This window comes from Cohnella zeiphila (assembly GCF_014212055.1).
Lineage (GTDB): Bacteria > Bacillota > Bacilli > Paenibacillales > Paenibacillaceae > Cohnella > Cohnella zeiphila.
In genome coordinates, this window is record NZ_JACJVO010000022.1 from 38,079 (window position 1) to 62,359 (window position 24,281).

The following is a 24,281-nucleotide window of genomic DNA, read 5'->3' on the forward strand; positions in this document are numbered from 1 at the left end:
CAGCCCATCAGGAGGTGTCCGTACCGTGGAAATGAATCAGTACATGTCCATCTTTATCGACGAAGCGAACGACCACCTGCAGTCGCTTAACGAAAATATGCTGCGCCTGGAACAAGCGCCCGAAGACATCGGCATCGTTCAAGTCATCTTCCGTTCCGCGCACACGCTCAAAGGGATGTCCGCAACGATGGGGTTCGAGGATCTGGCCTCGCTCACCCACGAAATGGAGAACGTGCTGGACCTCGTCCGCAACGGCAAGCTCGCGATGAACAGCGCGATCTTCGACACGCTGTTCAAATGCCTGGACGCGCTCGAAGGAATGGTGCAGGACGTCGTGGGCGGCGGGACCGGCAAGGCGGACGTCGCCGAGCTGGTCGGCCAGCTTCAGGCGATCGTTCGCGGCGATTTCGGCGCCTCCGCGTCTCCTGCGGGGGCAGCGGCTTCCGCCGATTCGGATGCGCCGCTCGTCGCGACGGAGATGCTGCTCGACCAATTCCAGCTGTCGGTGCTGGAACAGTCGATCGACAGCGGCATGAAAGCCTACCACATTCAGGTCGCCGTGCGCGACGACTGCGTGCTCAAGGCGGTTCGCGCCTATATGGTGTTCGACCTGCTGGAGAAGAACGGGGATGTCGTCAAGTCTCATCCTTCCGTTCAGGACATCGAGCAGGACAAGTTCGAGAAAGTTTTCTCCGTCTATTATATCTGCCAGTTGACGCTGGAAGAGCTGCAGTCGATGATCCTCAAAGTTTCGGAGATCGAGTCGGTCACGGTACTGCCGGTTGACCGTTCTTCGCTGGCGGAGCTGGACCAGTCGAAGGAGCAGGCCGCGGCGAGCTACGCAGCCGTTCGGGAGACCGCGGCGGCCGTGGCTGCTCCGGCCAAGCCCGAAGCGGGGGCGGCCCCGGAAGCGTCAGCCGCCCCGGCCGCCCCGGCCGCCCCGGCCGCCCCGGCCGCGCCGGCTGCGCCGCGCAGCGCGCCTCCTGCCGGCGGCGGCGCCGGGCGAACGATCCGCGTCGATATCGACCGGCTCGATTCGCTGATGAACTTGTTCAGCGAGCTGCTCATCGACCGCGTGCGGCTGGAACAGCTGGCGAGCGAAGTGCGGCGCAACGATCTGACGGAGACCGTCGAGCATATGGCCAGGGTAAGCAGCGATCTGCAAAATATCGTGCTGAAGCTGAGGATGGTGCCGGTGGAGAGTGTCTTCAACCGGTTTCCGCGGATGGTCCGGGACCTCGCCAAGTCGCTGGACAAGAAGCTGGACCTCGTCATTACCGGCGCGGAGACGGAACTGGACCGGACGGTGATCGACGAGATCGGCGATCCGCTCGTTCACCTGATCCGCAACTCCGTCGACCACGGCATCGAACTGCCGGCCGCGCGGGCGGCGGCGGGCAAGCCGGAGACCGGCACCGTTCATCTGCGGGCCTTTCATAGCGGCAACCACGTTTTTATCGAGATCGAAGACGACGGGCTCGGCATCAACGGGCCGAAGGTGACCGAGATCGCGATCAAGCGCGGCGTCATCACGCCGGAAGAAGCGAAGAAGCTGACGCCGGACCAGATCAATATGCTGATCTTTGCTCCGGGCTTCAGCACCGCGGACAAAATCTCCGATATCTCCGGGCGCGGCGTCGGCCTTGACGTCGTCAAGACGAAGATCGAATCGCTCGGCGGCAGCGTGGAAGTGACGTCGAATTTCGGCCGCGGCTCGAAGTTCTCGATTCAGCTGCCGCTGACGCTGTCCATCATCTCCGCGATGCTCGTGAAGCTGGGATCGGAGAAATACGCGATTCCGCTGAGTTCGATCGTGGAGACGGCGGCCATTCGGCGAGCGGACATCCGCGAGGTGCACGGCAGCCAGGTGATCGAATACCGCAATTCGATCATTCCGGTGCTGTCGCTGGCCCGCGTTCTCGACTGTCCCGACTTCCGGGACGAGGACGAGGAAGAGACGGAGATGATCGTGATCCGCAAGGGCGACAAGCTGGCGGCCGTTCTCGTCGACGCCTTCATCTCGCAGAGCGAGATCGTCCTCAAGACGCTGGGCAAGTATCTGGCCGGACAGCGGCTGGTGTCGGGGGCGACCATCCTCGGCGACGGGCAAGTGGCTCTGATCGTTGATCCGAATGCGCTCATCAAATAACAAATCCTGATCATTCGAGGAGGGTTCCCATGGCAGAGGAACTGAAGGTCATCGTCTTTACGCTGGGTCAAGAGGAGTACGGCATCGAAGTGGACAAAGTCCGCACGATCGAGAGAATGATGCCGATCACGCGGGTCCCGAAGACGCCCGCCTTCGTCAAAGGGGTTATCAATCTGCGGGGCGTCGTCATTCCCGTCATCGACCTGCGGGGACGGTTCGGACTGCCGGAAACGGAAGCTAGCGAGAACTCCCGGATCATCATCGTCGCGGCGAACGAGATGGAGGTCGGCTTTATCGTGGACTCCGCCAACGACGTCGTCGACATCATGAGCGACGCGATCGACGTTCCGCCGGAGGTGGTGGGCGGCATCAAAGCCAAATACTTGAGCGGCGTCGCCAAGTTCGGAGACAACCGCCTGCTCATCCTGATGAACCTGTCGGAAGTATTGAACCGCTCCGAGATCATTCAGCTCGAACAGCTTGGGGAATAGGCCGTGAAATTGTTCAGCCATAATCCCGATTTCAAAATGGACGTCCTGCGGGAAGTCGGCAACATCGGAGCGGGCCACGCCGCCACCGCCCTGTCCCGCCTGCTGGACAAGCCGATCGACATGGCGGTGCCGACGGTGAGCTTCGTCCCGTTCGAATCGATCGCCGACCGGGTCGGCGGCTTGGAGGAAGTGGTCGTCTCCATCTTCCTGCGGGTCGACGGCGCCGCTCCCGGCAACATGTTTTTTCTGATGAGCCGGAGCCAGGCGCGCCGGCTGCTGCAAGAGCTGGTCGGGCTCGAGTCGGCCGACGGCGACGACTACTCCGAGCTGGAGCTGTCCGCGCTGTGCGAGATCGGCAACATCCTCGCGGGCTCCTACTTGTCTTCGCTTGCGGATTTGACGGGGCTTTCGCTGACGCCGTCCGTACCGTCGATCGCGGTGGATATGGCGGGCGCCATCCTCAGCTACGGCTTGCTTCAATTCGGTACGATGGGGGACGACGCTCTGTTGATCGATACGACGTTTCTGAAAGGCCGGCAAGAGGCGGAAGGGCATTTCTTCTTTATTCCCGATCCCGACTCGTTCGAGAAATTGTTCCTGTCCCTGGGAGTGCCGCTTGAATGACGAACGCGGCGATCGTCAAAGTCGGCATGGCCGATCTGAACGCGGCCGCGGACGGCGCCTTGCTGAAGACGTCCGGGCTCGGCTCCTGCGTCGGGCTTACGCTGTTCGACGCGCAGCGGCAGGCGGCCGGCATGGCCCACATTATGCTTCCTTCTTCGGAGATCGCGAGGGAAGGACTGATCAACGCAGCCAAGTATGCGGACACGGCCGTGTCCGAGCTGCTGGAACGGGTGCTCCGGCTCGGAGCGGAGCGGCGCCGGCTGGTCGCGAAAATAGCCGGCGGAGCGCAGATGTTCGCCTTCGCCGGGGCGGGCGACAGCATGCGGATCGGGCCCCGCAACGTCGAGTCCGCGAAGCGCGAGCTGGAACGGCTGGGCATTCCGCTTATCGCCGAGGATACCGGCGGGCATTACGGCCGGACGGTCGAGCTCGACAGCCGAAGCGGCGTTTTCACGATCCGCAGCGTGCAGTACGGAGTAAAGGAGATTTGAGATGAAAGGTTCCTGGCGCTTAACGGTCTGGTTCGGCGTTTTCGGCGCCGCCTTGACCTTCCTCTTCTCGATTTCCCACAACAAGATCGGCACGACGCTGCTTCGCAGCGTTTATGCGTTTCTGGCGTTCGCGGCGCTGGCGCTGATCGTGCGGCTCGTTCTCGGCATCCTGCTGAGACCGGCGCCGACGCCGGCCGTGACGTCCGCAAGCGAGGATAGAGGCCAGACCCTCGATATGGTAACGCCGGATGACGACGGGCTTGCCGAATTGATGAAGGAACAATGGGCAGACGGCAAAGACAAGCCGATCGCCGGCTTCCAGCCGCTGAATCCCGCCAAATTGGTCTCGCTGGACCAGCCCAAGACCGAAGATATGGTTCAAGCGGTTCGCCGAATGACCAACGAATAAGGATGGTGAAGCAAAGATGATCGATCATAACCGTTCCAAGACGTCCCATCGGCACTATTGGAAGCGATGGAAGGAAGACGGGGATCTGGACGCGAGAAAGCAATTGATCGAACATTATTTGCCGTTGGTGGACTTTGTGTCGAGCCGCATGGCCGTGGGACTGCCCAAAAACGTGACGAAGGACGAGCTGGCGAGCAGCGGGGCGATGGGGCTGATCGACGCGATCGAGAAGTTCGATTACGAGCGCGGCTTGCAGTTCGAGACGTACGCGTCTTGGCGCATTCGCGGTTCGATCATCGACGGCCTCCGGCAGGGAGATTGGGTCCCGAGGTCCGTCCGCGACAAAGCGAAAAAAATGGAGGATGCTTACACCGCGCTGGAACAGCGCAATCTTCGTTCGGCCACCGACGAGGAAGTAAGCGACTATTTGAACATATCCGTCAAGGAATTTCAGCAGATGCTTCAGGAAGTGGCGGTGACGACGCTTTGCTCGCTGGAGGACCCGATCCGCGAGGAAGAGTCGGAGACCCGACTGTCGCTGCTCGTCGACGACAAAGCGATCAATCCCGAGTCCACCGTTCACGACACGTATTTGAAAGAAGCGCTCGCCCTCGGAATCGAGCGGCTGACGCCGAAGGAGAGAACCGTCGTGTCTCTCTTCTACTATGAAGATCTTTCGCTAAGTGAAATCGCTGAAGTGATGTCGCTGTCGCCTTCCCGCATCTCGCAATTACACTCCAAAGCCATCCTTCGGCTTCGGGCGGCACTCAGCAAACAAAAAGACCAATTGTTACAGAAGTGACCGAGTGGAGGTGCGTAGGATGGGAAGCGAGTCCGGGCCCAATTGGAGCGAGGCGATGCAGGTTACGCTGTCGGACGACAAGATGGAAGCGTATTTGAGCTTCAAGCGCGTGGAAGGCGATTTGCGCCTGAACGTGCCGGAGCTCGAACGGTTTTTGAATGCGAACGGCGTTCATTTCGGCATTCAGTCCGAGATGCTGCAGAAGCTGGTCTCCCGTCCCCAGGACTACTATTTCTCGCAAACCGTCGTCGCCGTCGGGCTGCCGCCGAGCAATGGCCGCGACGGCGCCATTAGCGTGCTCTTCGAGCAGGACGGCGAGAATCGCAGGCCGTCCGAGCGCGACGACGGAAGCGTCGATTATCGGGAAGTCATCCAACTGGCCAACGTCAAAGCGGGCCAGCTGATCGCCAAGCGGATTCCTCCGGAGGACGGGATCGACGGCAAGGACGTAAGCGGCGGCATCGTCAAAGCGAAAACCGGCAAAGACGTTCCGTTCAAAGTCGGCAAAAACGTCGTCGTCAATGCGGAGAAAACCGGCATGTACGCGGCTATGGACGGATTGGTCACGCGAACGGACAAAGAGAAGCTGAACGTCTTTCCCGTTTACGAAGTGAACGGAGACGTTGATTATAATGTAGGGAACATCGACTTCGTCGGCACCGTCGTCATTCGGGGCAACGTGCTGACCGGCTTCAAGGTGCGCGCGTCCGGCGATATCCGCGTCACCGGGGGAATCGAAGGAGCCGAGGTCGAATCGGACGGCTCGATCGAGATCTCCGGCGGCATCATCGGCAGCAATAAAGGGCTGGTCAAGGCGGGCGGCAGCGTCAAGTGCTCCTTCATCCAGGAAGGCAACGTGCAAGCCGCCGAAGACGTCATCGTCGGGCAGAGCATCATGCATTCCAACGTCCGGGCCGCCCGCAACATCCTGTGCATCGGCTCCAAGGGGCTGATCGTCGGCGGCTTGCTGCAGGCGGGAGACCGTGTCGCCGCGAGAATGATCGGCAACGCGATGTCGACGGCCACCGCGATCGAGGTCGGCGTTCGACCGGAGCTTCGTCAGGAGCTGGGCGAATTGCGTTCGCAGATTCGCTCCCTGAGCGAGAGCCTGGACAAGACGGACAAGGCGTTGGTCATGCTGAACCAGCTGGCGGCCAGCGGCCAGCTCTCGACGGACAAGCTGGCGATGCGCATCAAGCTGACCGCGACGCGGCGCCAGACGGCGGATGAGCTTCAAGACGCCAAGACGAGCATGCTGGAGATCGAGAAGTCGCTCGAAGATACGGAGGCGTCCCGCGTCGACGTCATGAACACCATTTTCGGAGGGACCAAGATCGTCATCGGCCGCTATACCCGGTTTATCAAGGACAGCGTGCAGCGGGCGTCCTTCCGGTTCTCCGACGGGGAGATCGTTATCGTACCGTACGTCTAATCCGACCGAAGGCGGGTGAGATCCCGTATGAGCTACAAGCCGATCGATTTGCAGACGTCGCTGCCGCGAACGGTGGAGCTCTCCCCGATGCAGCAGCAGCAGCAGACGAGGTCCGCGATGGAACAGGCGGCGCTCGGCCAGCAAGCGATGAAGCAAGCGGAGCACCGGGCGAGGAGCAACGCCAAGCTCGAGAACGCGGGCGGGCGAACGATTTCCGACAAAGAGCCGAGAGACAGACGCAAGGATCCCGATACGCGCAAGAGGCAGGAAGACGAAGGCAAGGAGACGGATACCGGCGGAATGCCGGCTCATCCGTATAAAGGGAAGCATCTCGATATTTCGTTATAGCAATCGGCCCAAGGAAAGGTGGCGCATGAGATGGAGCCTTGGGTGGCCATTGTATTGACGGGAGCGGCTATCGCCGGCTACGGGTGGCTGCTTCCGGCGGGCAACGCGAAGACGGAGACGGCATCCGGCACGGCCGCGAACGAGGAGGCGTACGACCGGCTGCTGGAAGATCTCGAGACGGAAAATCGGGAGCTCGTCGACGCGGTCGTCAAATTCAAGCGGGAGCAGGACGAGACCGTAGACCGGCTCGGGCGCCGCATTCGGGAGCTGGAACGCCAAATGTCCGACTGGAAGGCGGCCGATGCTTCTCCGCGGCAGGCCGCGGAAGCCCCGGCTTCCGTCGGAAGCGCGGCGATTCCGGCCGAGCGCTCGGATATTGCCGATTCGGCGGCCGCGATCGCGAGCCGCCCGAATGCCGCCGTCGACTTGCCGGCGGCGGAGCCGGCGCTTTCCGATGCGGCGGCGGACGGCGAACAAGGGAGCGCCGCATCCACGATTCGCGGCCGCTATGCCGAGCTGATCTCCCTGTACGAACGCGGACGCTCGATCGAGCAGATCGCCAAGGCGCTGCATTTGAACAAAGGCGAGGTTCAGCTCATCTTGCAGCTTGCGAAACGGGAGGTCGGACAGCGTGCGTAAACGAAGAGGCTGGCTGATCGGCCTCGGCCTCGGGCTGATGCTTGGGGCTTCGATGCTGCAGCTGATGGACGTGGCGCGATCGGCGCCGCAATCCGTGCAGCTGCCGAACGAGCCGTTTAGCCGCGAAGAGCTGGAGAAGGAAGCCGGCGCCAAAGGCTACAAGCTCGTTCGGGACGACGGTGAGACGTATACGAAGGAACAGCTGGACGCTGCGGTCGCGCAGGCGAAGAAGGAGGCGGCCGACTCGCCGGCACCCTTATCTTCCGGCGAGGCCGAAGGCGACGGCATGACGAAGGAACTCGATTATTACGTGCCTCCCGGAGCCTCGCTTCAGGAGGTTGCAAGCGCGCTGCTGGCGATGGAATTGATCGACGACAAAGACGCGTTTATCAAGCTGGCGAAGCCGTCCGGCGGCAAAATTCGGGTCGGTCTGTGCCGGTTCTCCGGCAAGCCGACGCCCGAGGAGATCGTCGCCGAGCTCACCCGTGCCAAAAATTGAAAGGTTAGGCCATTGCGTGCAAAGATTCGATATGATATATTAATACCCGGTGTGAAAAAACGCACGCCGTTCAATTTCGTCAGCGGTGCTTGCATTTTCGCAAGTTCTGGCGAAAGACGCGATCGGCGGAGGGGATTCACCTAACAAAACCATTTAGGAGGTGCAGTAAAGATGGCAGTCATTTCCATGAAGCAGCTGCTCGAAGCTGGGGTGCACTTCGGCCACCAAACCCGCCGTTGGAACCCGAAAATGGATAAGTACATCTTTACCGAAAGAAACGGAATTTACATCATCGACCTGCAGAAGACGGTCAAGAAAGTGGACGAAGCGTACAACTTCGTGCGCCAGCTGGCCGAGAACGGCGGCACGCTGCTGTTCGTCGGAACGAAGAAGCAAGCGCAAGATTCGGTACGCGACGAAGCGGAGCGCAGCGGCCAGTACTACATCAACCAGCGTTGGCTGGGCGGCACGCTGACCAACTTCTCGACGATCCAGAAGCGGACCGACCGCCTGCATCAGCTGTCTAAGTGGGAAGAAGACGGCACGTTCGAAGTGCTTCCGAAGAAAGAAGTCATCCTGCTCCGCAAGGAGAAGGAACGTCTCGAGAAGTTCCTCGGCGGCATTAAAAATATGCGCAAGCTCCCGGATGCGCTGTTCATCATCGACCCTCGCAAGGAGCGCATCGCCGTGGCGGAAGCCCGCAAGCTCGGCATTCCGATCGTCGGCATCGTCGACACGAACTGCGATCCGGACGAGATCGACTACGTCATTCCGGGCAACGACGACGCTATCCGCGCCGTGAAGCTGCTGACGTCCAAGATGGCCGACGCTATCGTTGAATCGCGCCAAGGCGAAGAAGCGACGGTATAAGAGACGCCAATACGCAAGCGATCCACAGGGCGGTTAGAAGCGAACCTTCTTGCCGCTCTTTTTTTGAAGCGAGAACGCGAGGCATGACCATTCGACCCCTCTGCGCTCAGAAGAGCAGAGGGCATTCCAGGAGGTTGTTCAAGTGGCAGTGAACGCAGCAGACGTAAAGTCGCTCCGCGAGAGAACCGGAGCCGGCATGTTGGATTGTAAGAAAGCGCTGGAGGAAGCGGGCGGCGACCTGACCAAGGCAGCCGAGCTGCTCCGCGAGAAAGGCCTGGCGGCAGCCGCCAAGAAAGGCGACCGCGTCGCGACGGAAGGCCGCGTCGAATCGTACATCCACGGCGCCGGCCGCATCGGCGTTCTGGTCGAAGTCAACTGCGAGACCGACTTCGTCGCCATGACCGATCAATTCAAGGAACTGGTTCGCGACATCGCCATGCATATCGCGGCCGCCAACCCGAAGGTCGTTCGCCGCGAGGAAGTCGACCAAACGGATCTGGACAAGGAGCGCGAAATTTTGCGCAACCAGGCTCTTAACGAAGGCAAGCCGGAGAAGATCGTCGACAAGATGGTCGAAGGCCGCCTGAACAAATATTACGAAGAGAACGTTCTGCTCGAGCAATCGTTCGTCAAGGATCCGGACAAGACGATCCAAACGCTCCTGAACGAGAAGATCGCCACGATCGGCGAGCAAATCTCCATCCGCCGCTTCGTGCGCTTCGAGCTCGGCGAAGGTCTGGAGAAGAAGCAAGACAACTTCGTCGAAGAAGTTATGGCGCAAGTCAAAGCATAAGCGGGACATGTCAAAGGGGACACGGCGTGTTCCCTTTTTTACCATGCGGAATCCGGCTGGATTCGGTTCCGGACGGATTCCGCATGGAACGATATCGAAGTGATGGAGGTACTCAACGTTGAATCGTCCCGTTTACAAGCGCGTGGTGTTGAAGGTCAGCGGCGAATCGCTGTCCGGGTCGAACGGATACGGCATCGACGCGTCGACCATTTTGTCCATCGCCGAGCAGGTGAAGGAAGTTAACGACTTGGGCGTGGAAGTGGCCATCGTGTGCGGAGGCGGCAACATCTGGCGCGGAATCTCCGGCAGCCAGAAAGGGATCGACCGCGCGACGGCGGATTATATGGGGATGTTGGCGACCGTCATGAACTCGCTGGCGCTTCAAGACGCGCTGGAGCAGATCGGCGTGCCGACCCGAGTCCAGACGTCGATCGCGATGCAGCAGATCGCCGAGCCTTACATTCGCAGAAGAGCGATCCGTCATCTGGAGAAAGGGCGCGTCGTTATTTTCGCCGCGGGAACGGGCAACCCGTTTTTCTCGACGGACACGACGGCGGCGCTGCGGGCGGCGGAGATCGAGGCCGAAGTCATTCTGATGGCGAAGAACAAGGTCGACGGCGTATACAGCGCCGATCCGTTCAAGGATCCGACCGCGGAGAAGTACGAACAGCTCACGTATCTGGACGTTCTGAACAAGAATCTCGGCGTCATGGACTCTACCGCTTCATCATTGTGCATGGATAACAACATCCCGCTGCTCGTGTTCGCGATTACCGAGCAAGGGAATATCAAGCGCGCCGTCATGGGCGAAAAAATCGGAACGATTGTGAAGGGGAGCGTGGACTAAAGTGCCTCAAGCGATCAAGAAAAATGCCGAAGAACGGATGGAGAAAGCGCTGGCCGCCCTCAAGCGCGACTTGTCGACGCTGAGAGCGGGACGCGCGACGCCCGCCATTCTGGATCGGGTGCAGGCCGAGTATTACGGCGCGTTGACGCCGGTCAACCAACTCGGCTCGATCACGACGCCGGATTCGCGCACGCTGGTCATTCAGCCGTGGGACAAATCGGCGCTGGCCGCCATCGAGAAGGCGATCCTGAAGTCCGACGTCGGCCTGACGCCGGCGAACGACGGCACGATCATTCGGCTCGTCGTGCCGCCTCTGACCGAGGAGCGCCGGGCGGATCTCGTCAAGTCGACGAAGAAGTACGGAGAAGAAGCGAAGGTCGCGATCCGCAACATCCGGCGCGACGCCAACGACGACATCAAGAAGAAAGAAAAGGAAGACATCTCCGAGGACGAATCCAGACGGCATCAGGAAGACGTCCAGAAGCTGACCGACCGCTACGTGGCGGAAGTGGACAAGATTCTGGCGGCCAAAGAGAAAGAAATCATGGAAGTGTGACACCGAAGATCCAAGACCCCTCCGACCGGTGGGGTTATTGTTCTTGAACCGGGAGGTAAATCCATGGCGAAGCGTTCCGGTGGTCTGTTCCGTTGGCTGCGCGAGGGTAAAGATCAAGAACGCGATGCCGAATTGCGAAACGGAACGGAAGGAGAATTACTGACGGAGAACGTTCCGCAGCATGTGGCGATTATTATGGACGGGAACGGCCGTTGGGCGAAAGCTCGCGGACTGCCGCGGTTCGCCGGCCATCACAGCGGAATGAAGGCGGTCAAGCGGATTACGAAGGCGGCCGATCGGCTCGGCGTGCGTTATTTGACGCTGTACGCTTTTTCCACGGAGAACTGGAAGCGGCCTCAGGCCGAGGTTGAATTCCTGATGAAGCTGCCGCAGGAATTTCTGGCGATCGAACTGGACGAACTGATCGAGAACAACGTGCAGGTGAAGATGATGGGCGTGCAGGATTTGCTGCCCGACTATACGTTGTCCGCCATCAACGAGGCGGTCCGCAAAACCGAGCATAACACGGGGCTTGTCCTTAACTTTGCCCTGAATTACGGAAGCCGGATGGAGATGGTCGACGCCGCCCGAAAGTTGGCCCGGCGCGCGGCCAGCGGCGAACTCGATCCTGATTCGATCACGGAGGACGATTTTTCCGCGAACCTGCTCAGCGGACATCTTCCGGATCCGGATCTGCTGATCCGCACGAGCGGGGAACTCAGGCTGTCCAACTTTATGCTGTGGCAGCTCGCCTATAGCGAATTTTGGTTTACCGACGTTTATTGGCCCGAATTTTCGGAGCAGCACTTTTACGAGGCGATCCGCGAGTATCAACGGCGGGCTCGTCGCTATGGGGGGCTTTAAGCGCGATGGCGCAACGACTGGTCACCGGCATCGTCGCGGGCGCTTTTTTCGTCGCCATGCTGCTGCTGGGGAATTGGTACTACACGCTTTTGCTGGCGCTGCTCGCCGTGCTCGGCTTCCGGGAATACGTCAAGCTGAACGGCTTGCCGGCAGGACGGGGGGACGTGCTTTGCGGCTTTGCCGCCGTACTCCTCCTTTCTCTGCCGAGGATGCCGTTCGGATGGGATGTCCTGCCGATCGCCACCTGGATGTGGCTGATCCTGTTCGTGCTGCTTGCGGCGACCGTGCTGAGCAAGAACCGCATCGACCTGGCGCAGGCGAGCCTGCTGTTTCTCGGGACGGTTTACATCGGGCTCGGCTTTCGCTTTATGGCGGAGACGCGGGATCTTCCGCACGGCGTTTTCTGGGCGCTCTTGACGTTTTTTTGCATTTGGGCGTCGGACGCCGGCGCTTATTTCGTCGGCAAGGCGATCGGGAAGACCAAGCTGTGGCCGGAGATCAGCCCGAACAAGACGGTGGAAGGAGCCGTCGGCGGACTCATCATCGCCATTCTCGTCGCGCTCGTCTTCTGCCTGTTCGAACCGGACTGGCTCGGCTACGGCAGGGCGATCGGGTTCGCGCTGGCGGCGGCGGTCGCGGGTACGCTCGGGGACTTGATCCAATCGGCATACAAGCGGTTTCGCGGCGTCAAGGATTCGGGCAACCTGCTGCCGGGACACGGCGGCGTGCTCGACCGGACGGACAGCTGGCTGATCGTGTTCCCGCTCGTGCACTTCCTGCATCTTCTGCCGCAATGACGGATACATAAGAGATCGTTTTAACGGAGGTTGGCATGACGATGGCGAGGAAAAAAATAGCCGTGCTCGGCAGCACCGGCTCGATCGGCACCCAGACGCTGGACGTCGTGGCCCGGGACCCCGAAGCTTACGAGGTGGTCGCTCTGGCTGCCGGCACACGCACGGATGAGCTTCTGGAGCAGGCGCTGAGGTTCAAGCCGCAAATCGTGTCGGTCGCGACCCGGGAGCTTGCGGACAAGCTATCCGGCGAGCTTCCGGCCGGCATTCGCGTCGTCTGCGGCGATGAAGGGCTCATCGAAGCCGCGGCCGGAGCGGGAGCCGACACGGTCGTTTGCGCGCTGATGGGCAGCATAGGCCTGGCCTCCACGATGGCCGCGATAGAAGCCGGGGCTGCCATCGCCTTGGCGAACAAGGAGACGCTCGTGTCGGCCGGGCATCTGGTCATGAAGCTGGCAGCCGAGCGTGGCGTTCCGATCATTCCCGTCGACAGCGAGCATTCGGCGATCTACCAATGCTTGAACGGCGAGGACCGCAAAGCGGTCAAACGCCTCATCGTGACCGCTTCCGGCGGCAGCTTCCGCGACCGGACGCGAGATCGGCTGAAAGACGTTACGGTGGAGGACGCGCTGAAGCATCCGAACTGGTCGATGGGCGCGAAGATCACGATCGACTCCGCCACGATGGTGAACAAAGGGCTGGAAGTAATCGAAGCGCATTGGCTGTTCGGGCTGCCGTACGAGCAGATCGACGTGCTGCTGCATCCGGAGAGCATCGTCCACTCGATGGTCGAGTTTACGGACACAAGCGTCATCGCCCAGCTCGGCAACCCGGACATGCGGGTGCCGATCCAGTACGCGCTCACGTACCCGCACCGGCATTCGTCTCCGGCAGCGCCGCTCGATCTGGTCAAAGCAGGGGCGCTTCATTTCCGCGAGATGGATCTGGAACGCTTTCCTTGCCTTCGGCTTGCTTACGAGGCCGGCCGAACGGGCGGAACCGCGCCGACGGTATTCAACGCGGCCAACGAAGCGGCGGTAGCCAGGTTCCTGAAGGGCGAACTGCCGTTTCTGGCGATCGAGTCCGTCATCGAACAGGTGCTCGGGAAGCATCGCGCTCTGCCGCAGCCCGAGCTGGACGCGATCCTTGATGCGGACCGCTGGGCGAGGCGCGAGGCGGCATCCCTTTTTTGAATTTCGGGACACCTCACGAGTATCAAAGTAAGCTTCGAAGATAAGCTAATGCAACAATCTTCCTCCCCTTCCGTATTCTCTTGTAACGGCTCGGAGAATAATGTTAATCTAAGGACAGCCGTCAGAGGCAACGGGGGTTGGTAAACATGCAAATGGTTCAAGTCGTCTTTTTGACGGTTTTGGTATTCTTCGTGCTCGTCACGATTCATGAATTCGGCCACTACTTCTTTGCCCGCCGGGCAGGCATTCTCGTGCGGGAGTTCGCCATCGGCTTCGGACCGAAGCTGTTCTCGATCAAGCGCGGAGAGACTCGCTACACGCTCCGCTTGCTGCCCGCGGGCGGGTTCGTGAGGATGGCCGGCGAAGATCCGGAAGTGGTGGAAGTCCAGCCGGGACAGACGATCGGCGTCCGTGTGAAGGACGGGCAGGCGGTCCGGCTGTTCCTCGATCGGCTGGACGAGCGTTCCAACATCGTGCGCGGCGAAGTCAAATCGCTCGATCTGGAACGCGAGCTGTTCGTGACGCTTGACGTGGACGGAGACATCGAGCGCTACGACGTTCATCCTCAGGCGCTCATCATTTCCAGAGGGCAGGAGACGCAAATCGCGCCGATCGATCGGCAGTTCGGCGGCGTCTCGACCGGCAAGCGCGCGATGGCGATCTTCGCCGGCCCGATGATGAATTTCATTCTTGCGTTCGTGCTCTTCATCGCCTACATCCAGATGGCCGGAGTTCCCGTGGAGAACTCGTCCAAAGTGTTCGTCAGCGGCACGGAATCCGGTATGCCGGCGGCGCAAGCCGGGCTGCACAAGGGCGACTGGGTGAAGCTGGTCAACGGGGAAGAAGTCGGCGGCGACAGCAGCGTGCTCGTCGGCAAGATCCAGGCGTCCGCCGGCAAGCCGATGAAGTGGACGGTCGTCCGCGACGGCAAGGAGATGACGATCAACGTGACGCCGGACGCGTCAACGGGCAAGGTCGGCCTCTATTTGAGTCCGGAGATGCGCAAGCCCGGGTTCGGGGAAACGTTCAAGTTCGCCGGCACGTCGATGGTGGACACGACGAAGAACATTTTCGAGGGGTTCCGCAAGCTCATCTTCGGTCAATTCAAGCTGGACGATCTCGGAGGACCGGTCCGAACCGCTCAGGTGACCGGGGAGATCGCCAAGCAGGGACTTCCGCAGCTGACGTTCTGGGCTTCGATCTTAAGTCTCTATCTCGGCATCTTTAACCTGTTGCCGATACCGGCGCTCGACGGAAGCCGGCTCATCTTCATCGGGCTGGAAGCCGTCCGGGGCAAGCCGGTCGATCCGAACCGGGAAAGCATGGTTCACTTTATCGGGTTCGCGATGCTCATGCTGCTCATGGTCGTCGTGACGTACAACGATATTTTACGATTGGTCAAAAATTAAGCCGTTGTCAGGGGTAGGGGAAAAAGGCCATGTCGAAGGAAAAAGGGTTTGTCACCGAAATCACGCCGCAAGGGGAAGATTTCTCCCGCTGGTATATCGACGTTATTAAAAAAGCCGAGCTGATGGACTACTCGCCGGTGCGAGGCTGCATCGTATTCCGGCCGGAAGGCTACGAGCTGTGGGAGAACATCCAGCGCGGTCTGGACGGCCGGTTCAAGGATACGGGCCATCGCAACGCCTATTTTCCGCTGTTCATCCCGGAGAGCTTCTTCCAGAAAGAGAAAGAGCACGTCGAAGGCTTCAATCCCGAGCTTCCTTGGGTAACCGAGGCGGGAGGGGAGAAGCTGGAAGAGCGGCTGGCGATCCGGCCGACGTCGGAGACGATGATCGGGCATATGTACGCCAAGTGGATCAACTCTTATCGCGATCTGCCGGTGCTGATCAACCAGTGGGCGAACGTCGTCCGCTGGGAGAAGCGGACGCTTCCGTTCCTGCGCACGAGCGAATTCCTATGGCAGGAAGGCCACACGGCGCATGAGAACGAGGAAGACGCCCGCAAGGAAACGATGACGATGCTGGACGTCTACACCGACTTCGTGGAGAACGAGCTGGCCATTCCGGTCATCAAAGGCGAGAAGACGCCGTCCGAGCGGTTCGCCGGCGCGGTCGACACGTATTCGATCGAAGCGATGATGAAGGACGGCCGCGCCGTGCAGGCCGGCACTTCTCACTACCTCGGCACGAAGTTCGCGGTGGCGTTCGACATCAAGTACCTGAGCCGGGAAAATACGCAGGAATATTGCCACACCACTTCGTGGGGCGTCAGCACGCGGCTGATCGGCGCCTTGATCATGGTTCACGGGGACGACCGCGGCCTCGTCATGCCGCCGAAGGTCGCGCCGACGCAGGTGATCATGATTCCGATCGGTCCGCCGAAGACGCGCGAGCAGGTGATCGCGAAGACGGACGAGCTGTTCGCGCAATTGAAGGCGGCGGGCGTTCGCGTTCGCGTCGACGACCGGTCCGACTTGTCGCCGGGCTGGAAGTTCAACGAATACGAGATGCGCGGCGTTCCGGTCCGGCTGGAGCTCGGACCCCGCGATCTGGAGAACGGCGTCTGCGTGCTCGTCTCCCGCGTCAGCGGCGAGAAGAAGCAGGTGCCGCTCGACAACCTGGTCGCCGAAGTGCAAGCGATGCTGGATAACGTCCATCGCGAAATGTACGAGCGGGCGCTGCAGTTCCGTCAGGAGCATACGTTCTCGGTGGAGACGCTGGACGAGCTGAGAAGCTCGCTCGAAGAGAAGCGCGGGTTCGCGCTGGCCGGCTGGTGCGGTTCCGAAGCCTGCGAGAAGCAGGTGAAGGACGAGACCGGGGCGACGAGCCGCAACATCCCGTTCGAGCCGGCGGAAACCAAGACGAAGTGCCTCGTCTGCGGCGACGCCGCGAAGCACACGGTCGTATTCGCCCGGGCGTATTGATTGGAAAGCATCGACGAACTGCTGCAGACTGCGGCAGTTCTTTTTTTGCAATTAAGAATTTATAGGTTCTGGGGTCCCCGCAAAGTACCTGAGCAAGCATCGAAGCCAAGCCCCGCTTTGTGAGGGGGACATAACGTTGCGGGATCCGCGAAGGAGGTTGCTCGATGGAAACGAGGATGATTGCTTATCGAAGGCTGAATCATCAGCGGATTGCCCCGGCGGCCAGGCTCGAGGAGCCGGAAGAGGTCGTCCGGCATTTGGGGGCCGTGCAAGCGCAGGATTACCATCAGGCGATGTGGGCCATCGGTTCGCGTACGCAGGGAGCGACGCTTGCCGACGTCGAACGGGCGATCGAAGAAGGGAGGATCGTACTCTCCTGGCCGATGCGCGGCACGATTCACGCCGTGCCATCGGAGGAGCTGCGGTTGCTGCTGAAGCTGTCCGCGTCGCGCAGGCTGACGCAGGACAAGCGCCGGATGGAGCAGCTCGAGTTGACGGATGCGATCGTCGAACGGTGCGGCCTCCTGATGGAGAACGCCCTTCGCGGAGGCGGCAGAATTACCCGTGACGCCCTCATGCAGCTGTTCGAAGCCGAAGGCGTTCGGACGGACGGGCAGCGCGGCTATCATATCATCTGGCGCTTGGCGCAATCCGGCCGCATCTGCCTTGGACCGAAGGACGGCAAGCGGCAGACGTTCGTGCTGGCGGAGGAATGGCTCCCTGCCGATGCGGGCGAATGGGACAGAAGCGAAGCTTTGGGTCGGCTGGCCGTTCGGTTTTTCGCCGGGCACGGGCCGGCAACGGTTCAGGATCTGGCTTGGTGGGCCGGCCTTACCTTGACGGAAGCGCGGGAAGCGGCGGAAGCCGCGGCGGGCGAATTGACGCTCCTGCGGGTCGGAGACCGTGAGTATTGGGAAGCGGGCGGTCTTCCCGGAGAGAGCGGAACGGCCGAGGAGGAGGATTCCGGCTCTTCCGTCTTCTTGCTGGCCGGCTTCGACGAGATGCTGCTCGGCTACCGGGACCGCGAGGCCGTGCTTCCGGACGAAGTCGCTCCTTACGTCGCGCCCGGCAACAACGGAATTTTCATGCCGACGGTCGCGATCGGCGGACGCATCGCCGGGATTTGGAAGCGGACGGTGAAGCCCAAGCGAATCGACGTCGAGTTCAAGCTGTCGGTTCCTCAAGCCGAATGGGAAGAATTGCTCGTTCGCGAAGCCCGGCGGTATTGCGATTTCATGGGATTGCCGCTCGGGGAAGCGACATTTCGGGCGCTCGGCGAGTAGAGACCGCCTCGTTTGTCGATCTCTGTCTATTGATGGCCGCCCGTAGAAAAGGTAGAATAGCTAATAGCGTACGGATGGCGATTGTCGGCCGCGCCCGCCTGATGCGGGCGAACCCGGCTTCGCTTACTTTAAGCTTCTTCGGAGGCTTCTTGTTTTTTATTGGGCTTGGAAAAGGACGCGACATGATTTTCTGAGCTAAGGAGGAACGGGCATGCAACCGAATACGGACCAAAGGCGCCGGTTCGAGCTGCTGCTGCAGCAGGCCGGCGTGTCGGCGGAATGGATCGAATCTTACTTTCGCGACGGATACATAGAGAAGGTAGAGGTACATAAGGGCAAGAAGGAATGGCATTTCCACTTGGTCAAAAGCGGGCTGTTGCCCGCGAACGTATATGCGGATTTTTGCGAACGAGTTCGGGCGAAGCTGGGGCATCTGGCCGGCATCAACATCACGCTTCGTTACGAGGACGGCATCGCGACGGATGCGGTGCTCGCGGAATACTGGAAAGTGTTCGTCGAGTGGATGCAGGCCGAGTTCGCGTCCGTGAACGGCTGGCTGGCGAAGGCGCGGATGGAGGCCGAGGGCGACACGGCGACGCTGACGATGCTGGATGCGATGGGGCTGGAGATGGCCCGGCGCAAAAACGTCGACGCGCACGCGGCCGCTTTTTTCGAGCGGCGCTTCGGCCGCGCGTGCCGAATCAAGCTGGCGGTCGGCGAAACCCGCCAGGAAGCGTACGACGAGTTCGCGCAAAAAATTCAGCAGGAAGAGACGGAAGCGATCCAGCAGATCATGGCCAGCGCGCGGGAGGAAGCCGCTCCGGCGGCGACCGGCGACGCGCCGCAGGTTTTGCAGCACGGCTACGAGATCAAGGAGGATCCGGTCCCGCTTCAGGATATTAGGGAAGAAGAGAAGAAGATTACGGTTCACGGAACGATTTTCGGTCTCGAAGTGAAGGAGCTGCGCAGCGGCAGCACGCTGTTCCAGTTTTATCTGACCGACTTTACCGACTCGATCTCGGTCAAGATGTTCGCCAAAACCAAAGATGACGTCAAGACGCTCAGTCTGCTCGCCAACGGCAAGTGGATCAAGGCGCGCGGGCGCGTCGAGTACGACCGTTTCCTTAACCCGCCCGAGCTCGTCCTCATGCCGAGCGACGTGCGCGAGATCCAGCCCCGGCCGCCGCGCAAGGACGAAGCGGAGGAGAAAAGGGTCGAGTTCCATCTTCATACGACGATGAGCACGATGGATGCGGTCACGCCGGTCGACGTCTACGTGAAGACGGCGGCGAAGTGGGGCCACAAGGCGATCGCCATCACCGACCATGCCAACGTGCAGTGCTATCCGGACGCCGCAAAGGCCGGCAAAAAGAACGGGATCAAAATTTTGTACGGCGTCGAAGCAAACGTCGTGAACGACGCGGTGCCGATGGTGCTGAATCCGAGAGAGCAGCGCCTCGACGAAGCGACTTACGTCGTGTTCGATATCGAGACCACCGGCTTGTCGGTCACCGCCAACAAAATCATCGAGCTCGCGTGCGTGAAGATGAATAACGGCCAGGAGATCGCCCGATTCGCGACGTTCATCAACCCGCATGAACCGATCCCGTACAATATCCAGCAGCTCACCAACATCAACGACGAGATGGTAAAGGACGCGCCGGAGCTGGAACCGAAGCTGCATGAGTTTCTGGCATTCATCGATGACGCCGTGCTGGTCGCCCACAACGCGCGGTTCGATATCGGCTTTATGCAGGAAGCCTGCAAGCAGCATGGGCTGCCGCCGATTCCGAATCCGGTGCTCGATACGCTGGAGCTGGCGCGATTCCTTCATCCGACGATGAAAAACCACCGGCTCAATACGCTGGCCGATCTGTACAAAGTCAGCCTTGAGAGCCATCACCGGGCAATCGACGACACGATCGCGCTCGGCGGCATCCTAAACGGGCTGATCAAGGATTCGGTCGCCCGCGGCGTCACGCAGCTGGACCGGCTCAATTCGGTCAACGTGAACAGCTGGAAGACGACGCGCCCATTCCACTGCGGCATCTATGCGTTGAACGCGGCGGGCAAGAAAAACTTGTTCAAGCTGATCTCGCTGTCGCACACCGATTATTTTCACCGAGTCGCCTGCATTCCGCGAAGCAAGCTGGTTGAAATGCGCGAAGGGCTGCTCGTCATCTCCGGTTGCGAAAGAGGCGAGCTGTACGAGACGGTGCTCAACAAGTCCGAGGAGGAAGCGGAGGAAGTCGCGGCGTTCTACGACGTGCTGGAGATTCAGCCGCTCGACTTCTACATGCATCTGCTCGACAAAGGGCTGGTCGGCAGCCGCGCCGAGCTCGAAGAGGCGCTGCGAAAGATCGTCCGGATCGGTCAGAAGACGGGAAAACCGGTGATCGCTACCGGCAACGTGCACTACCTGGAGCCGCGCGACAAGCTGTTCCGCGACATTACGATCCACGGCATCACCGGCTTCAGCCCGTTGAAGGACCAGCGCAAGCCGGACGCGCATTTCCGTACGACGACGGAGATGCTGGAGGCATTCGCTTTTCTGGGCAAAGAGAAAGCGCACGAAGTCGTCGTCAAGAACCCGAACGAGCTGGCCGACCGGTTCGAGGAGTATCCGCTGTTCCCGGACGAGCTGTACACGCCGATTATGGAAGGGGCGGACGACGAGATTCGCAATACGTGCTACGAGACGGCCAAGTCGATGTACGGCGAGCCGCTGCCGGACGTCATCGTCCAACGTCTGGAGAAGGAACTCGTGCCGATTATCAAATATGGCTTCTCGGCCAACTATCTGATCTCGGAGCGGCTCGTGAAGAAGTCCAACAGCGACGGCTACCTGGTCGGTTCGCGGGGTTCGGTCGGCTCGTCGGTCGTCGCGACGTTCCTCGGCATCTCAGAGGTCAATCCGCTTCCGGCGCACTACTTGTGCCGCGTTCCGGAATGCAAGCACAGCGAATGGATTCTCGACGGCAGCGTGCCCAGCGGCTTCGACTTGCCGGACAAGCCGTGTCCGAAGTGCGGCCAGACGATGAAAGGCGAAGGGCAGGACATTCCGTTCGAGACGTTCCTCGGGTTCAAGGGCGACAAGGTTCCCGATATCGACCTCAACTTTTCCGGCGAATACCAGCCGCACGCGCACAACTTCACGAAGGTCATGTTCGGGGAGAAAAGCGTGTTCCGCGCCGGGACGATCGGCACGGTGGCGGAGAAGACGGCATTCGGCTTCGCCAAAAAGTACGAGGAGGAGCACGGCAAACAGTGGCGCGGGGCGGAGCTGAACCGGCTGGCGGCCGGATGTACCGGCGTCAAGCGCAGCACGGGCCAGCATCCCGGAGGCATCGTCGTCGTTCCCGACTATATCGAAGTGGAAGACATCACGCCGGTCCAATATCCGGCGGACGATACGAGCGCCGATTGGAAGACGACGCACTTCGACTATCACGCCTTCGACGCGAACCTGCTCAAGCTCGATATTCTCGGGCACGATGATCCGACGATGATGCGGATGCTGCAGGATTTGACCGGGGTCGATCCGACGACGATCCCGATGAACGACCCGAAGGTGATGAGCATCTTCAGCTCGGTCGCGGCGCTCGGCGTTACGCCCGAGCAGATCCGCACGCCGGTGGCGACGTACGGCGTTCCGGAGATGGGAACGCGGTTCGTACGCCAAATGCTGGAGGAGACGAAGCCTTCGACATTCGCCGACCTGCTGCAGATTTCCGGCTTGTCCCACGGAACAGGGGTATGGCTCGGCAACGCGCAGGAGCTCATCAAGAACGGCACTTGCACGATCAAGACGGTCATCGGCTGCCGCGACGACATTATGCTTTATCTCATTTATAAGGCGGGCATGGACGCGTCGCTCGCGTTCAAGATTACGGAGAGCGTGCGGAAGGGCAAGGGGCTGACGCCGGAGTGGATCGAAGAGATGCGGAAGTGCGGCGTTCCCCAATGGTACATCGACTCCTGTCTTCGCATCGAGTACATGTTCCCGAAGGCGCACGCCGCGGCTTACGTCATTTCGGCGGTGCGCACGGCCTACTTCAAACTCTATTATCCGATCGAATATTACGCGACCTACTATTCCGTTCGGGCCGCGGACTTCGATGTCGAACTGTTCTGCCAAGGGTACGACGCGATTCTGAAGACGCTGATCGAGATCGAGCAGAAAGGCTTCCAGGCGACGACGAAGGAGAAAAGCATGATCTCCATTCTCGAGATGGGGCTGGAGATGACGGCGCGCGGCTTTCGCTTCAAGCCGATCGACCTGTACCGCTCCGAAGCGACGCGCTTCATTATCGACGGCGACGCGCTCATTCCGCCGTTCGGAGCGATCGCCGGCATCGGCGAGAACGCCGCGAAGAATATCGCCGCCTCGAGGGAAGGCGGAGAGTTCCTGTCGGTCGAAGACTTCCAGCAGCGTTCGAAGGCGAGCAAGACGATCGTCGAAATGCTAGCCGGCATGGGCTGCTTCCGCGGTCTGCCGGAGACGAACCAGCTGTCGCTGTTCTAGGGACCGGTAAAATTTCGGTTGCGTACCGAAAAGGGGTTATGGTATATTAATTCTGGTAATCATGTGGATATCACTGTCTGCAGAAGAGTGGGGAAACCCACTCTTTCCGTTTTGCCATGGGCCTTTTTGGGCTGCGGCGCGGCGCGGACGATCCATTGGGGCAGGTAGGAGGTCGTGCATTGAGCGCACCGAAAATCAAAAGCGAAGTAGAATCCTTCATTACGCCGTATTTGGACGAGAATGGCTACCAGCTCGTTGACGTCGAATACGTAAAAGAAGGAAGCAACTGGTACTTGCGGATATACGTGGACCGGGAAGAAGGCGGCATCGACATCGACGATTGCGGCCGCATCTCCGAATTCGTCAGCGCGAAGCTCGACGAGCTCGATCCGATCGAAGGCGCGTATTTTCTGGAAGTCAGCTCGCCCGGGGCGGAGCGGCCGCTGAAGAAGCCGGAAGACGTGGCGAAGGCCGTCGGCAAGCACGTATTCGTGACGACGTACGAACCGGTAGGCGGTGCGAAAGAATTCGAAGGAAGGCTGGACAGCTTCGACGGCAGCGTCATCGAGATCACCGTGAATCGCCGCAAGCATGCCATCCCTTACGATAAAGTGGCCTCGGCACGCCTGGCCATCGTTTTCTAAACTTTGAAGGAGGAATCATTGTCACATGAGCATGGAGTTTATCGAGGCGCTGTCCGAAATCGAGCGAGAGAAGGGCATCTCCAAGGATGTTCTGATCGAAGCTATCGAAGCGGCACTGATCTCCAGCTACAAGAGGAATTTCAACACGGCCCAGAACGTGCGCGTCGACATTAACCGGACGACGGGACTTATTAAAGTGTACGCCCGCAAAACGATCGTCGAGGAAGTGCTCGATCCCCGCATGGAAATCTCGCTGGAGGCGGCCAGGGCGATCAACCCGCACTACCAGCTGGAGGACATCGCGGAGATCGAAGTGACGCCGCGCGATTTCGGCCGCATCGCCGCGCAGACGGCGAAGCAGGTCGTCACCCAGCGGATCCGCGAAGCGGAGCGGGGACTGATCTACAACGCCTACGTCGACAAAGAGCAGGACATCGTCACCGGACTCATCCAGCGGATCGACATGCGCAACCTGTACGTCGATCTTGGCAAAGTGGAAGCGGCGCTTCCGCTGACCGAGCTCATGCCGACCGACAAGTTCAAGCAAGGCGACCGGGTCAAGTCGTACATCACCAAAGTCGAGAATACGAGCAAAGGGCCGCAGATCATCCTGTCCCGTACGCATCCGGGATTGCTCAAGCGGCTGTTTGAGCTGGAAGTTCCGGAAATTTTCGACGGAACGGTCGAGATCCGCTCGGTGGCGCGCGAAGCCGGCTTCCGTTCGAAGATCGCGGTGTATTCGCGCAATCCCGAAGTCGATCCGATCGGTTCCTGCGTCGGTCCGAAGGGCGTACGCGTCCAGACGATCGTCACCGAGCTGAAGGGCGAGAAGATCGACATCGTCCAGTGGTCCGATTCGGTCGAGGAATACGTCGCGAACGCTCTCAGCCCTTCCAAGGTGCTGGAAGTGATCGTGTTCGAACCGGAGAAGATGGCCCGCGTCATCGTGCCGGACTATCAATTGTCGCTGGCCATCGGCATCAAAGGGCAGAACGCCCGGCTGGCCGCCAAGCTGACCGGCTGGAAGATCGACATCAAGAGCGAGACCCAGGCGGAGCAGGAGTATGGCCGTCCCAGAACGGGGAGCGGCGAGGTCATGCACCAGGACAGCGTGACGATCGACTAGCTGCCGATGATATGC

At 60.4% G+C, this 24,281-nt stretch carries 23 protein-coding genes; all 23 read left to right on the top strand.

Going from position 1 to position 24,281, the window contains the following annotated elements; all coding sequences use genetic code 11:
• Window positions 1-25: 25 nt before the first annotated feature.
• The 23 genes from H7C18_RS18310 (at window position 26) to nusA (ending at window position 24,266) form a co-directional block, all read left to right on the top strand.
• Window positions 26-2,149, top strand: a complete 2,124-nt coding sequence (locus H7C18_RS18310) for a chemotaxis protein CheW (protein WP_185130538.1) — start codon at window positions 26-28, stop codon at window positions 2,147-2,149.
• A 29-nt stretch (window positions 2,150-2,178) separates the two neighbouring features.
• On the top strand, window positions 2,179-2,640 hold the full coding sequence (locus H7C18_RS18315; protein WP_185130539.1) for a chemotaxis protein CheW: 462 nt from the start codon (window positions 2,179-2,181) through the stop codon (window positions 2,638-2,640).
• A 36-nt stretch (window positions 2,641-2,676) separates the two neighbouring features.
• The gene (locus H7C18_RS18320) at window positions 2,677-3,264 is read left to right on the top strand and encodes a chemotaxis protein CheC (RefSeq protein WP_202887155.1); all 588 of its coding nucleotides are present in this window, start codon (window positions 2,677-2,679) and stop codon (window positions 3,262-3,264) included.
• On the top strand, window positions 3,261-3,755 hold the full coding sequence (locus H7C18_RS18325; RefSeq protein ID WP_185130541.1) for a chemotaxis protein CheD: 495 nt from the start codon (window positions 3,261-3,263) through the stop codon (window positions 3,753-3,755). Before H7C18_RS18320 ends, H7C18_RS18325 begins: the two co-directional genes overlap by 4 nt.
• A 1-nt stretch (window position 3,756) precedes the next feature.
• Window positions 3,757-4,164: a hypothetical protein gene (locus tag H7C18_RS18330; protein ID WP_185130542.1), complete on the top strand. Its 408-nt coding sequence runs from the start codon at window positions 3,757-3,759 to the stop codon at window positions 4,162-4,164.
• A gap of 16 nt (window positions 4,165-4,180) precedes the next feature.
• Window positions 4,181-4,966: a FliA/WhiG family RNA polymerase sigma factor gene (locus H7C18_RS18335; RefSeq protein WP_185130543.1), complete on the top strand. Its 786-nt coding sequence runs from the start codon at window positions 4,181-4,183 to the stop codon at window positions 4,964-4,966.
• A 19-nt stretch (window positions 4,967-4,985) separates the two neighbouring features.
• Complete coding sequence (locus H7C18_RS18340) at window positions 4,986-6,398, top strand: DUF342 domain-containing protein (protein WP_185130544.1); 1,413 nt, start codon at window positions 4,986-4,988, stop codon at window positions 6,396-6,398.
• Between the two features lie 27 nt (window positions 6,399-6,425).
• Window positions 6,426-6,746 carry a hypothetical protein gene (locus H7C18_RS18345; protein WP_185130545.1) on the top strand — a complete coding sequence of 107 codons (321 nt, stop codon included), beginning with the start codon at window positions 6,426-6,428 and terminating at the stop codon, window positions 6,744-6,746.
• A gap of 30 nt (window positions 6,747-6,776) precedes the next feature.
• On the top strand, window positions 6,777-7,385 hold the full coding sequence (locus tag H7C18_RS18350; protein ID WP_185130546.1) for a DUF6115 domain-containing protein: 609 nt from the start codon (window positions 6,777-6,779) through the stop codon (window positions 7,383-7,385).
• Complete coding sequence (locus H7C18_RS18355) at window positions 7,378-7,884, top strand: MltG/YceG/YrrL family protein (RefSeq protein ID WP_185130547.1); 507 nt, start codon at window positions 7,378-7,380, stop codon at window positions 7,882-7,884. The genes H7C18_RS18350 and H7C18_RS18355 overlap by 8 nt, the downstream gene beginning before the upstream one ends.
• A 171-nt stretch (window positions 7,885-8,055) precedes the next feature.
• Window positions 8,056-8,754, top strand: coding sequence for a 30S ribosomal protein S2 (gene rpsB / locus H7C18_RS18360; protein ID WP_185130548.1), 699 nt, complete (start codon window positions 8,056-8,058; stop codon window positions 8,752-8,754).
• A 100-nt stretch (window positions 8,755-8,854) separates the two neighbouring features.
• Window positions 8,855-9,547 carry a translation elongation factor Ts gene (gene tsf / locus H7C18_RS18365; protein WP_185130593.1) on the top strand — a complete coding sequence of 231 codons (693 nt, stop codon included), beginning with the start codon at window positions 8,855-8,857 and terminating at the stop codon, window positions 9,545-9,547.
• A gap of 118 nt (window positions 9,548-9,665) precedes the next feature.
• Window positions 9,666-10,394, top strand: a complete 729-nt coding sequence (pyrH, locus tag H7C18_RS18370) for a UMP kinase (protein WP_185130549.1) — start codon at window positions 9,666-9,668, stop codon at window positions 10,392-10,394.
• Window position 10,395: 1 nt separating this feature from the next.
• Window positions 10,396-10,950, top strand: a complete 555-nt coding sequence (frr, locus tag H7C18_RS18375) for a ribosome recycling factor (RefSeq protein ID WP_185130550.1) — start codon at window positions 10,396-10,398, stop codon at window positions 10,948-10,950.
• Window positions 10,951-11,013: 63 nt separating this feature from the next.
• Window positions 11,014-11,814, top strand: a complete 801-nt coding sequence (locus H7C18_RS18380; RefSeq protein ID WP_185130551.1) for an isoprenyl transferase — start codon at window positions 11,014-11,016, stop codon at window positions 11,812-11,814.
• Between the two features lie 5 nt (window positions 11,815-11,819).
• Window positions 11,820-12,611, top strand: coding sequence for a phosphatidate cytidylyltransferase (locus H7C18_RS18385; protein WP_185130552.1), 792 nt, complete (start codon window positions 11,820-11,822; stop codon window positions 12,609-12,611).
• Window positions 12,612-12,652: 41 nt separating this feature from the next.
• Window positions 12,653-13,801, top strand: a complete 1,149-nt coding sequence (locus H7C18_RS18390; RefSeq protein ID WP_185130553.1) for a 1-deoxy-D-xylulose-5-phosphate reductoisomerase — start codon at window positions 12,653-12,655, stop codon at window positions 13,799-13,801.
• A 146-nt stretch (window positions 13,802-13,947) separates the two neighbouring features.
• Complete coding sequence (gene rseP / locus H7C18_RS18395; RefSeq protein WP_185130554.1) at window positions 13,948-15,210, top strand: RIP metalloprotease RseP; 1,263 nt, start codon at window positions 13,948-13,950, stop codon at window positions 15,208-15,210.
• Window positions 15,211-15,239: 29 nt separating this feature from the next.
• A complete protein-coding gene (proS, locus tag H7C18_RS18400; RefSeq protein ID WP_185130555.1) occupies window positions 15,240-16,688 on the top strand; it encodes a proline--tRNA ligase in 1,449 nt (482 codons plus the stop codon).
• Window positions 16,689-16,852: 164 nt separating this feature from the next.
• Window positions 16,853-17,971 carry a winged helix DNA-binding domain-containing protein gene (locus H7C18_RS18405; protein WP_202887143.1) on the top strand — a complete coding sequence of 373 codons (1,119 nt, stop codon included), beginning with the start codon at window positions 16,853-16,855 and terminating at the stop codon, window positions 17,969-17,971.
• A 211-nt stretch (window positions 17,972-18,182) separates the two neighbouring features.
• Window positions 18,183-22,496 (top strand): PolC-type DNA polymerase III, encoded by a 4,314-nt coding sequence (locus H7C18_RS18410; protein ID WP_185130556.1) that lies wholly within the window; start codon window positions 18,183-18,185, stop codon window positions 22,494-22,496.
• A gap of 179 nt (window positions 22,497-22,675) precedes the next feature.
• A complete protein-coding gene (gene rimP / locus H7C18_RS18415) occupies window positions 22,676-23,140 on the top strand; it encodes a ribosome maturation factor RimP (RefSeq protein WP_185130557.1) in 465 nt (154 codons plus the stop codon).
• Between the two features lie 25 nt (window positions 23,141-23,165).
• Window positions 23,166-24,266 (top strand): transcription termination factor NusA, encoded by a 1,101-nt coding sequence (nusA, locus tag H7C18_RS18420; RefSeq protein WP_185130558.1) that lies wholly within the window; start codon window positions 23,166-23,168, stop codon window positions 24,264-24,266.
• The last annotated feature ends 15 nt before the right edge of the window (window positions 24,267-24,281 follow it).

Excerpts from the sequence above, each read along its gene's own strand:
- H7C18_RS18315 (WP_185130539.1), top strand. The coding sequence starts at position 2,179 with ATGGCAGAGGAACTGAAGGTCATCGTCTTTACGCTGGGTCAAGAGGAG.
- H7C18_RS18320 (WP_202887155.1), top strand. The coding sequence starts at position 2,677 with ATGGACGTCCTGCGGGAAGTCGGCAACATCGGAGCGGGCCACGCCGCC.
- H7C18_RS18325 (WP_185130541.1), top strand. The coding sequence starts at position 3,261 with ATGACGAACGCGGCGATCGTCAAAGTCGGCATGGCCGATCTGAACGCG.
- H7C18_RS18330 (WP_185130542.1), top strand. The coding sequence starts at position 3,757 with ATGAAAGGTTCCTGGCGCTTAACGGTCTGGTTCGGCGTTTTCGGCGCC.
- H7C18_RS18335 (WP_185130543.1), top strand. The coding sequence starts at position 4,181 with ATGATCGATCATAACCGTTCCAAGACGTCCCATCGGCACTATTGGAAG.
- H7C18_RS18340 (WP_185130544.1), top strand. The coding sequence starts at position 4,986 with ATGGGAAGCGAGTCCGGGCCCAATTGGAGCGAGGCGATGCAGGTTACG.
- H7C18_RS18345 (WP_185130545.1), top strand. The coding sequence starts at position 6,426 with ATGAGCTACAAGCCGATCGATTTGCAGACGTCGCTGCCGCGAACGGTG.
- H7C18_RS18350 (WP_185130546.1), top strand. The coding sequence starts at position 6,777 with ATGGAGCCTTGGGTGGCCATTGTATTGACGGGAGCGGCTATCGCCGGC.
- rpsB (WP_185130548.1), top strand. The coding sequence starts at position 8,056 with ATGGCAGTCATTTCCATGAAGCAGCTGCTCGAAGCTGGGGTGCACTTC.
- H7C18_RS18380 (WP_185130551.1), top strand. The coding sequence starts at position 11,014 with ATGGCGAAGCGTTCCGGTGGTCTGTTCCGTTGGCTGCGCGAGGGTAAA.
- H7C18_RS18385 (WP_185130552.1), top strand. The coding sequence starts at position 11,820 with ATGGCGCAACGACTGGTCACCGGCATCGTCGCGGGCGCTTTTTTCGTC.
- H7C18_RS18390 (WP_185130553.1), top strand. The coding sequence starts at position 12,653 with ATGGCGAGGAAAAAAATAGCCGTGCTCGGCAGCACCGGCTCGATCGGC.
- rseP (WP_185130554.1), top strand. The coding sequence starts at position 13,948 with ATGCAAATGGTTCAAGTCGTCTTTTTGACGGTTTTGGTATTCTTCGTG.
- proS (WP_185130555.1), top strand. The coding sequence starts at position 15,240 with ATGTCGAAGGAAAAAGGGTTTGTCACCGAAATCACGCCGCAAGGGGAA.
- H7C18_RS18405 (WP_202887143.1), top strand. The coding sequence starts at position 16,853 with ATGGAAACGAGGATGATTGCTTATCGAAGGCTGAATCATCAGCGGATT.
- H7C18_RS18410 (WP_185130556.1), top strand. The coding sequence starts at position 18,183 with ATGCAACCGAATACGGACCAAAGGCGCCGGTTCGAGCTGCTGCTGCAG.
- nusA (WP_185130558.1), top strand. The coding sequence starts at position 23,166 with ATGAGCATGGAGTTTATCGAGGCGCTGTCCGAAATCGAGCGAGAGAAG.